The following is a 9029-nucleotide window of genomic DNA, read 5'->3' on the forward strand; positions in this document are numbered from 1 at the left end:
CACCAGGCCCCAGGTGAGCAGTTCCTCGCCGCGCACCTTGGGCGACAGCAGGAGCAGTTCCCTGGCCCTGGCGGGGCCGACGACCCGGGTGAGAAGCCAGGACATGCCGAGATCCCCGGAGAAGGCGACCTTCAGGAACGCCGTGCTCATCACCGTGTCCGTCGACGCGTACCGGAAGTCGCACCCGAGGGCGAGGGACATCCCCGCGCCCGCGCAGCCGCCGCGGACCTCCGCGACGGTCGGCGTGGACATCTCGTACATGAAGGTGACGAGCCGGGTGAAGCGCAGCAGCGTGGTACGCGAGGCCGTGGTCGACGCGTTGATCAGGGACTTCTCGTGATTGCCGGCCTTCTCCGACTGCTCTGCGCCCACACAGAAGTGGTCGCCGCTGCCGGTGAGGACGACAGCCCGCACCTCCGGGTCGCTCTCGGCACGTTCGAGGGCGTCGAGCAGGCCGTCGCCGAGCGCCGGATTGATCGCGTTGCGGCGGTGCGGGCGGTTCATGGTGATCGTGGCGATGCCATCGCTCGCGCGGTACAGGACGGACTCGGTCATCGGGTTCATCCGATCTGGTTCGGTGACGGTGTGGTTCGGTGACGGTGTGGTGCGGTGCGGTGCGGTGTGTGGAGCGGAGGGCAGCGCACGTGATCCGGCTCAGTCGGCCGGGGGGCAGCGCACGTGATCCGGCTCAGTCAGCCGGGGGGCAGCGCACGTGATCCGGCTCAGTCGGCCGGAGGGACGTTCGGGGGTTCGGCGATCACCCCGGTGGCGCGGAGCCGCCGGATCTCCCCGGCGTCGTACCCCAGCTCCGCCAGGACCTCCGGGCCGTGCTCGCCCAGCACCGGCGCCAGCCGCCGGTGCTCGATATCGCGGTCGCCGAACCGGATGGGGATTCGGCTGACCCGGATCGTGCCCTCGGTCGGATGCTCCCGCTGCCGGAACAGCCCCACTTCCCTGATGTGCCGGTCCTCGATGGCCTCGGTCACACTCAGCACCGGCGCGTGCGCGATACCGGCGGCTTCGAGCGTCTCGCGCCATTCGGCGGACCCGCGCTCGGCCACCTCGGTCTCCAGGAGTTCATAGAGTTCACCGGCGTTCGCCGTGCGATGGGCGACGGTGTCGAACCGCTCGTCCCCGCGCAGCTCGGGCTTCCCGATCAGTTCGAAGAAGCGGTGCCACTGCCGGTCCGTGTAGGGCATGACCGCCAGATGCCCGTCGGCGGTCGCGTACGGACGGCGGAAGGGGGTCTCGCTGCGCGGATACCCCACAGGGCCGGTCGGCGGATCGAAGACCGTGCCGCCCTGTGTCTCGATCGCCAGATTGGTGATCATGGTTTCGAACATGGGGACCTCGACGATCTGGCCCTCGCCCGTCCGCTCCCTGGCGAAGAGCCCCGCGAGCAGGGCGCCGAAGCCGTAGACCCCCATCATCTTGTCGACAATCGCCGTCTTGACGTACGCCGGCGTTCCACCGGGGCCGCCCTGGACGGACGCGAGACCGCACATCGCCTGGATCACATCGTCGTACGCGACCAGGTCGCGATAGGGCCCCGTACCGCCGAACCCGGTCATGGTGCAGTAGACGACCGACGGGTTCAGCGCCAGCACATCCCCGGCCTCCAGCCCGAGCTTCGCCCGGGCCGCGGGCCGCATATTGGTCAGAAACACCTCGGCCGAGGCGATGAGACGGCCCAGGATCTCGCCGCCCGCCGGAGTCTTGAGATCGATGGCGACGCTGCGCTTGCCGTGATTGGCGTTGAGGAAGATCGGCCCCATCGCGTCGTGTCTGCGCGGGCCGACATAGCGGGCCACATCGCCGTCGGGGGCCTCCACCTTGATCACATCGGCCCCCAGCCCGCCGAGGAGCATGGTGGTGTAGGGGCCCATGAAGGTGGTGGTGAGATCGATGATCCTGACCCCTTCGAGCGGGAGCCGGGTCGATGCCGTGCCGTGGGCGGCCTCGGCCGCTCGATCGTCGGACACTGCTGTCACCTTTCAGCCGGGAACGCTGTCGGATACGGAGCCGGATACGGAGTCGGACTCGGACTCGGTGTCGGACTCGGAGTCGGACTCGGAGTCGGATACGGACGGCCGGGGCCCGCTGCCGTCGCCCGGCCCGCTGCCGTCGACCGGCCCGGTCCGGGCGGCTGCCGGTTCCGGGGTCCGCCGATGCCAGTCGGTGATCTGCTGGAAGGCATCGCCCGCGCGCAGCACCAGCGCCTCGTCGAAGGGACGGCCCGCGATCTGGAGCCCGAGGGGGAGCCCCGACCCGCTGAACCCCATCGGCACGGAGGCCACCGGGTTCCCCGCGCCGTTCCAGTAGTGCGTGTAGACGGCGCGGAACAAGCCCCGTGCGCCCGGTGAGGCGGTACGGGTCAGCTCGTCGATCGTCGGCGCACCCGACCCGCAGGTCGGGGTGACGATCAGATCGACCCCGTCGTCCGGCGACAGCAGCCCGGCCAGCGCCCGCCGCGCGAGCCCGCGCACCCGCTGCGCCTGTACGTAGTCGGCGCCGGAGAAGTGGACCGCGGAGGCGATCCGGAGCCGGGTGGTCCGGAAGTAGTCGTCCCAGTGCGCGGCGAGCCGCTCGCGGTGGTACGCGAACGCCTCGCTGACCAGCGTCACATGACAGGCCGCCGTCAGTTCCTCGTACAGCGGCAGCTCCAGCTCCACCACCTGCGCCCCGAGGTCCCGCAGTGCCTCGACCGCGCGGGTGAACACCGTCGGCAGCGCCGGGTCCTCGGCCGGGCCGCCGATCCGGGAGAGCCGGTCGACCCCGATCCTCACCCCGCTCAGATCGCCCGTCAGCGCGGCTGTCCAGTCCGCCACGGGGACGTCGAGCGAGGCCGGGTCACCGGGATGGTGCCCCGCGAGCGCGCCGAGGAGCACCGCGCAGTCGCGCGCCGAGGGTGCCATCGGCCCGACGTGGTCCAGGGAGTACGCGAGGGGGACACAGCCCGACTTCGGGACGCGTCCGAAGGTGGGCTTCAGCCCGGTGATCCCGCAGAACGCGGCCGGGATCCGGATACTGCCGCCCGTGTCGGTGCCCAGCGCGCCGAGCACCGCGCCGCTCGCGACGGCGCTCGCGGATCCGGAACTGGAGCCCCCGGCCCAGTGCCGGGGGTCCCACGGGTTACGGGGGACCGGCAGCGGTTTGCCGGGGTCGGGTGTCCCGATGGCGTACTCCGCGGTGTGCAGCTTGCCGAGGATCACCGCCCCGGCGTCCCGCAGCCGCGCCACCGCGACCGCGTCACCGGATCCGGACACCGGGTCCGGCACCATGCTGCCCGCCGTCGTCGGGCCTTCCCGCGTGGTGAGGAGATCCTTGATCCCCAGCGGCAGGCCGTGCAGGGGGCCGGTGGTCCCGCCCCGCGCGGTGACCCGGTCGGCCGCCGCGGCGGCTTCGAGCGCCGTATCGGTGAATCTGCTGTGGAACATGCCCAGCCGGGCATCGTGCGCGTCGGCAGCGGCGACGCAGGAGCGGACCGCTGCGGTGCTGGAGAGACGGCCCGCGGCGATCGCGTCCGCCGTCTCGCTCAGCGTCGGGCGGGCCGTCCCGCCCTCGGCGGGCCGGGCCGTCGCACTCCCGGTCGGCCGGGCCGTCACGCCTCCACCCCCTGCCGGGGGTCGTAGTCGAGCGCCGGAGGTTCGCCGTCCGCGCCGGGGACCGCGTACAGTCCGGCCACGAGCGGACGCGAGGCCCGGTAGCCCTCGGCGAGGACAGCGGTCTCGGCGTCGCTCGCCGGGAGGCCCGCCGCGTCCAGAAGGGCGCGTACGGTCGTCAGGTCGTCGGCCGCGGCCGTGTCGGGCAGGGTGTGTACGGTCGTCGGATCGTCAGACATGGCCGGGTTTCCTCTCCTCGCGCCGGCGGCCGAGCCGCCCCACGCGCTCACTCGCCTCCACCAGCCCGCCCGGCACCGCCATGATCACCACGATCAGCAGCACGCCGAAGATGAACAGCGGCTGCTCGACCGGCGCCTTGAGGATTCCGGGCAGCCGCTCGACGGTCTCATTGGTCGACAGCGTCTTCAGCGTGACATCGAGGTAGTGGTAGAGCGCTCCGCCGATGACGGCTCCCCAGCGGTATCCCGCCCCGCCGAGGATCACCATCGTCAGGATGCTGAGGGTGAAGTCGTTGGACACCACCTCCGGCGACGCGCCTCCCACCAGGAGCAGGAACATCACACCGCAGGCGCCGGCCAGGGTGCACGACAGAGTGAACGCCGCCAGCCGGTACGCGCCCACTTCGTAGCCGAGCACCTCGGCCCGCTGGGGGTTGTCGCGGACCGCCTGCCACACCCGGCCCGCGTCCGACCGGACGGCGAGTCCGACGACGAGCCAGATCACCAGGAAGACCGCCAGCGAGAGCCAGTAGAGCTTGTAGGTGTTGGCCACCCCGGACAGCCACCCGGGCAGGACGTCGTACCCGAGTCCGCTGCCCTCCTCACCACCGGTGAGACCGCCCGGATTCTTGTGGACGAGGACCCCGAACGCCTCCGCGAAGGCCAGGGTGACCATGGCGAAGGTGATACCGGTGACCTTCAGGCTCAGCCGGCCCGCCCCGAGTCCGACGAGAAACGCGAGCGCGATGGCCGCAGGAGCGGCGAGCAGCAGCGGGACCCCGTAGCGGGAGGCGAGCACATTGGCGCCGTACGTACCGAGCGCGAAGTACAGCGCGTGCCCGAACGAGACCATGCCCGTATAGCCGATGAGGAGGTCGTAGCTCAGCGCCAGCGCGCCGAACACCAGGCAGATGGCGAGCAGTTGCAGGGTGCCCGACGAATTGAGCACCCCGGGCAGGGCGCCCCCGAGGCTGAGGGGGATGTAGGGGACGAGCACCAGGAGGGCGACGACGCCCCACCCGGCGCCGGTACGTCCCATGCGCGCTGGGATCATGTCCGGGGTACTCCCATCAGTCCTTGGGGTCGGGCGAGCAGCACACCGGCGAGCAGGACCACCACGGCGATGTCACCCAAGCCCGTCGACAGATGGTTGGCGAACTGCTGGATCATCGCCACCACCACGGCGGCCACCGCGCTTCCGGTGATGGAGCCGAGGCCCCCGATGATGATCACGATGACGGCGAAGATGAGGAAGGTGTGGCCGATACCGGGGGACACCTGCCGCAGGAACGACACGGCGAGGACTCCGCCGAGGCCCGCCAGCGCCCCGCCCAGGGCGAACACCAGAGTGAAGACCGAGCGCACATTGATGCCCAGGACGGAGACCATCTCCCGGTTCTCCACCCCCGCCCTGATGATCAGGCCCGCGCGGGTCCGCCGCAGCAGAAGCAGCAGACCGGCCAGGACCAGGCCCGCGATGCCCACCACGATGAGCCGGTCGGCGGGGAAGCGGATCTCGCCGATGGTGATGCTGTGGGTCATCCACGCCGGTGGGCGGTAGGGATGCGTATCGGGCGACCAGGTGCTCTCGATCACCGCGATGACCGCGAACGAGAGCCCCACCGTGACCAGCAACTGCGCCATATGGCCGCGGGAGTAGAGCGGGCGGATGAGGAAGACCTCGATCAGCGCCGAGAATCCGCCTCCGACGGCGGCGCCGATCAGCAGCGCCAGCAGGAACGCGCCCGTCGACTGAGGGGTGTCCGGATCATGGCTCAGCGCGAAGTACGCGACATACCCGGACAGGGTCAGGACCGCGCCGTGCGCGAAGTTCAGCACGTCCATCAGCCCGAAGACGAGGGACAGCCCACCGGCCACCAGGAAGTACAGCCCGCCCAGGCCGAGACCGGTGACCAGCAGCAGCGTGAAGGTGCTCATCGGGATTCTCCTACGCCCAGCAGGCGGTGGGTCCGTTCCTTGTCGTCGAACAGTTCGTCGACCGGACCGGTGTGGGCGACGGTGCCGTGGTCGATCACCACGCAGTGCCGGACCATCCGCTTGATGGCGCGCAGATTCTGCTCCACCAGCAGCACCGTGGTGGTCTCCGCGACCCGGGCGAGCGCCTCGGCGACCTCGTCCACCAGCAGGGGCGCGAGGCCCTTCGTCGGTTCGTCGACGAGCAGCAGCCGGTCGTCGTTCATCAGGGCCCGGCCCAGCGCCAGCATCTGCTGCTGGCCGCCGGACAGGGTGCCCGCCCGCTGCCGGTAGCGGAGCTTCAGCTCGGGAAAGAGCCCGAACACCTTCTCCTCCCGGGCACCTGTCCGGCCACGGTCGGCGAGGACCAGGTTCTCGCCGACCGTCAGACCGGCGAAGATCTCCCGGTCCTCCGGCACATAGGCGACTCCGAGCCGGGAGATCCGGTACGTCTCCACCGCGGTGATGTCCTGGCCGGAGTACTCGATCACGCCCTTGGTCTCGACCTGGCCGATGATGCCGCGCAGCGTGGTCGTCTTGCCGACGCCGTTGCGGCCCAGCAGTCCCGTGACATGGCCCTGGCGGACATCGAAGTCCAGGCCGTGGAGGATATGGGACTCGCCGATCCAGGCGTGCAGGTCCCGGACGCGCAGGATGGGTGGGCTCGTGGTCACAGCTCCTCCCCGAGATACGCCTGGCGGACCGCCGGATCGGATACGACACCGGCGACGGGGCCATGGGCGAGCAGACTGCCGTGGTGCATCACGGCGAGTTCCTGGACCAGCCCCATCATCGCCTCCAGATGGTGTTCGACGATGAGGACCGTGCGGTGCTCCTCGGCGTGCATGGCGCTGATCAGTTCCATCAGTGCGGGCACCTCCTCGATGCCCATCCCGGCCATCGGCTCGTCGAGCAGCAGCACCCGTGCGTCGGTCGCCAGCACCATCCCCAGCTCCAGCTTCCGTTTCTCACCGTGGGAGAGTCCGGCGGCCGGGGACGCCCGCCGGTCGGTCAGTCCCACCCGCTCCAGGCTCCGCTCGACCCGGTCCGCGTAGCGGTCCCGTCCGCGGCCGAGACGGAACAGGTCCTTCCAGGTCCCGTCCGACGCGGCGGCAGCCAGCCAGATGTTCTCCGCCACCGAGCGCGTCCCGAAGACGCTGGAGACCTGGAACGTCCGGCCGAGGCCGAGCGCCGCCCGCTGTGGCACGGTCGCCGTGGTCATGTCCTGCCCGAGGATCCGCAGGCTTCCCGAGGTCGCGCGGACCGATCCGCCGATCGCGTTGAGCAGACTGGTCTTCCCCGCCCCGTTGGGACCGATGATCCCGAGGAATGTGCCCTGGGGGACGGTGAGCGAGACGTCCTTGAGGATCTCGGCGCTGCCGAACGACAGCGACAGCCCCTCGATCTCCAGTGCGGGTGCCGCCCCGGCCCGGGGCGCGGTGCCGGCGCGATCCGCCGCCGGGCGGGGGCCCGGCGTGCCGTCACGGAGCGGTGGCCGCGGGCTCAAGAGTCTTCACCGGGGTGAGAGTGAGTTTGCCGTTCTTGTCCGTGAGCCGGGCCACCGGCATCGGCTGGAGGACGACATGGTCCTTGGCCCGGATCTCGGTCGGGCCCTTGACGGAGTCGAACTTCCAGCCTTCGAGCGCCTTGATCCGGTCCTCCACGTCCGGTCCTGCCTCGATGGCGCGTACGAGCATCTGCGCCGTACGGAAGCCGCCGCCGCCCTGCCGGCCGAGCTTGCCGAACTTCTTGGCTGACGTCTTGAGATGCTCGGCCATGGTTCCTTCCACGATGCTCGGGTCGTAGTACGCCGAGAACAGGGTCCGGTCCTCGATGCCCCGGAACGCGGGGAACGTGGGTTCGGCCGGCATGCTCCGTACGAGCTGGGCGCCGTCCAGGGCCCGCTGGCTCGCCAGGGTCTCCACGAAGCCGGCGTCGTTCGGCAGGGCCCAGAACATCGCCACGATGTCGGGCTTGGCGTTCTTCACCTTCTGCGCCGCCGGGATGAAGTCGGTCGTGGAGTCGGGCACCTTGACCGCCGGCAGAATGGTGGCACCCGCCTTGCCGAAGGTGCGCTCGACCGCCGCGAGGCTGGCCTTGCCGTAGGTGTTGTCATGGGTCACCACCTGAACGCGCTTGCCCTGGACGTCTCCCACCGCGCCGAGCATCGTCAGCACGTTCTGCACATCGCTGAAGTTCGACGGGAAGGTGTACTTGTTGACGCCGAGGAGAGTGGAGGTCGTCGCCATCGGCATGAAGATGACCTTCTCCTTCGCGGCGAGCGGTGCCAACTGGATCGACTCGCCCGAGGTGATCGTTCCGAGGACGAACTGTGAGCCCTTGGCGATCTGGTCCTTGGCGACGGAGACCGCGGTGGTGGGGTCACCGGTCGAGTCGGCGTACGCGACCTTGATCTTCTTGCCGTCGACCTCGTCGGTGCCCTTGGTCAGATGGTCGAGACCGGCCTTGAAGCCGATCTGGAACTCTTTCCCGAGATGGGAGTAGTCGCCGCTCAGCGGCGTCACGACGGCGACCTTCACCTCGTCGGAGTCGCCCGCTCCGCTGCCGGGGGAGCAGGCGGTCGCCATCACCAGCGTGGCGGCGACCGCCGCCCCGCCGAATGTTCTTCGAGCCAATTGCGTTCGCTGCCTCATCGCTGTTCCTTCCGGCGATCCCTGCGGTCCGTGGCTGAAATGCCCGTGGAGGAAGGCGGCTGTGCTCGGGGGGATCGCGTTTCGGGGGACTGTAGGCCCGGCAAAAGTTGAAAGTCAACAACCGTTCGGGAACTTCGCATCGGTCTATACCGCACCAGGGTTGTCGCCCGCCGTCGTGGTGCGCATGCCGGTCCCGGCCCGGCCGCCGAGGCGGTCGGGCCGGGTGCGACTCCCGGAGCAGCCGTTGTTTCGCCTGTGGGTAGGGCCAGTAGCCTCGGCTGCATACCGTCGGCACGGTCCTGTGTGCGGGGGGTGAAGGGCGCGCGGGTTTCGGTTGAGGGCGTTCAGGGGGCTTGAACGGGAGTGCCTTGATGCCGCACGATGTGAATGACGATTCTTACGACAGTGGGTTGGTGTCGGGAGACATGACCGGGCGCGGCCGGATCGGATCGGGACGGGGCGCTCTGTGCGACTGCGGCTGCGGCATGACCTGCCGGCGCCGCCCGCCCGCAGACGGCCCGCGCCGGTCGGCACACGAGCCGAACGCCTCCCGGCGGGTG

Annotated in this window: 9 protein-coding genes; all 9 read right to left on the reverse strand. The window is 70.2% G+C overall.

The window, feature by feature from the left end:
• A partial coding sequence (locus tag ACWF94_RS24460) for an enoyl-CoA hydratase/isomerase family protein (RefSeq protein WP_453492290.1) occupies window positions 1–555 on the reverse strand: 555 nt, incomplete at its 3' end.
• Between the two features lie 167 nt (window positions 556–722).
• Window positions 723–1982, reverse strand: a complete 1260-nt coding sequence (locus tag ACWF94_RS24465) for a CaiB/BaiF CoA transferase family protein (protein WP_453492293.1) — start codon at window positions 1980–1982, stop codon at window positions 723–725.
• Window positions 1983–1994: 12 nt separating this feature from the next.
• Window positions 1995–3605, reverse strand: coding sequence for an amidase (locus tag ACWF94_RS24470; RefSeq protein ID WP_453492296.1), 1611 nt, complete (start codon window positions 3603–3605; stop codon window positions 1995–1997).
• A complete protein-coding gene (locus tag ACWF94_RS24475) occupies window positions 3602–3841 on the reverse strand; it encodes a hypothetical protein (protein WP_453492299.1) in 240 nt (79 codons plus the stop codon). Before ACWF94_RS24475 ends, ACWF94_RS24470 begins: the two co-directional genes overlap by 4 nt.
• Window positions 3834–4880, reverse strand: a complete 1047-nt coding sequence (locus ACWF94_RS24480; RefSeq protein WP_453492302.1) for a branched-chain amino acid ABC transporter permease — start codon at window positions 4878–4880, stop codon at window positions 3834–3836. The genes ACWF94_RS24475 and ACWF94_RS24480 overlap by 8 nt, the downstream gene beginning before the upstream one ends.
• Window positions 4881–4891: 11 nt before the next feature.
• The gene (locus ACWF94_RS24485) at window positions 4892–5779 is read right to left on the reverse strand and encodes a branched-chain amino acid ABC transporter permease (RefSeq protein WP_453492305.1); all 888 of its coding nucleotides are present in this window, start codon (window positions 5777–5779) and stop codon (window positions 4892–4894) included.
• Window positions 5776–6489 (reverse strand): ABC transporter ATP-binding protein, encoded by a 714-nt coding sequence (locus tag ACWF94_RS24490; RefSeq protein WP_453492307.1) that lies wholly within the window; start codon window positions 6487–6489, stop codon window positions 5776–5778. Before ACWF94_RS24490 ends, ACWF94_RS24485 begins: the two co-directional genes overlap by 4 nt.
• Window positions 6486–7322 carry an ABC transporter ATP-binding protein gene (locus ACWF94_RS24495; protein WP_453492310.1) on the reverse strand — a complete coding sequence of 279 codons (837 nt, stop codon included), beginning with the start codon at window positions 7320–7322 and terminating at the stop codon, window positions 6486–6488. Before ACWF94_RS24495 ends, ACWF94_RS24490 begins: the two co-directional genes overlap by 4 nt.
• On the reverse strand, window positions 7297–8469 hold the full coding sequence (locus tag ACWF94_RS24500) for an ABC transporter substrate-binding protein (protein ID WP_453492313.1): 1173 nt from the start codon (window positions 8467–8469) through the stop codon (window positions 7297–7299). The genes ACWF94_RS24495 and ACWF94_RS24500 overlap by 26 nt, the downstream gene beginning before the upstream one ends.
• Window positions 8470–9029: the final 560 nt, after the last annotated feature.

Source organism: Streptomyces sp. NPDC055078 (genome assembly GCF_053607985.1).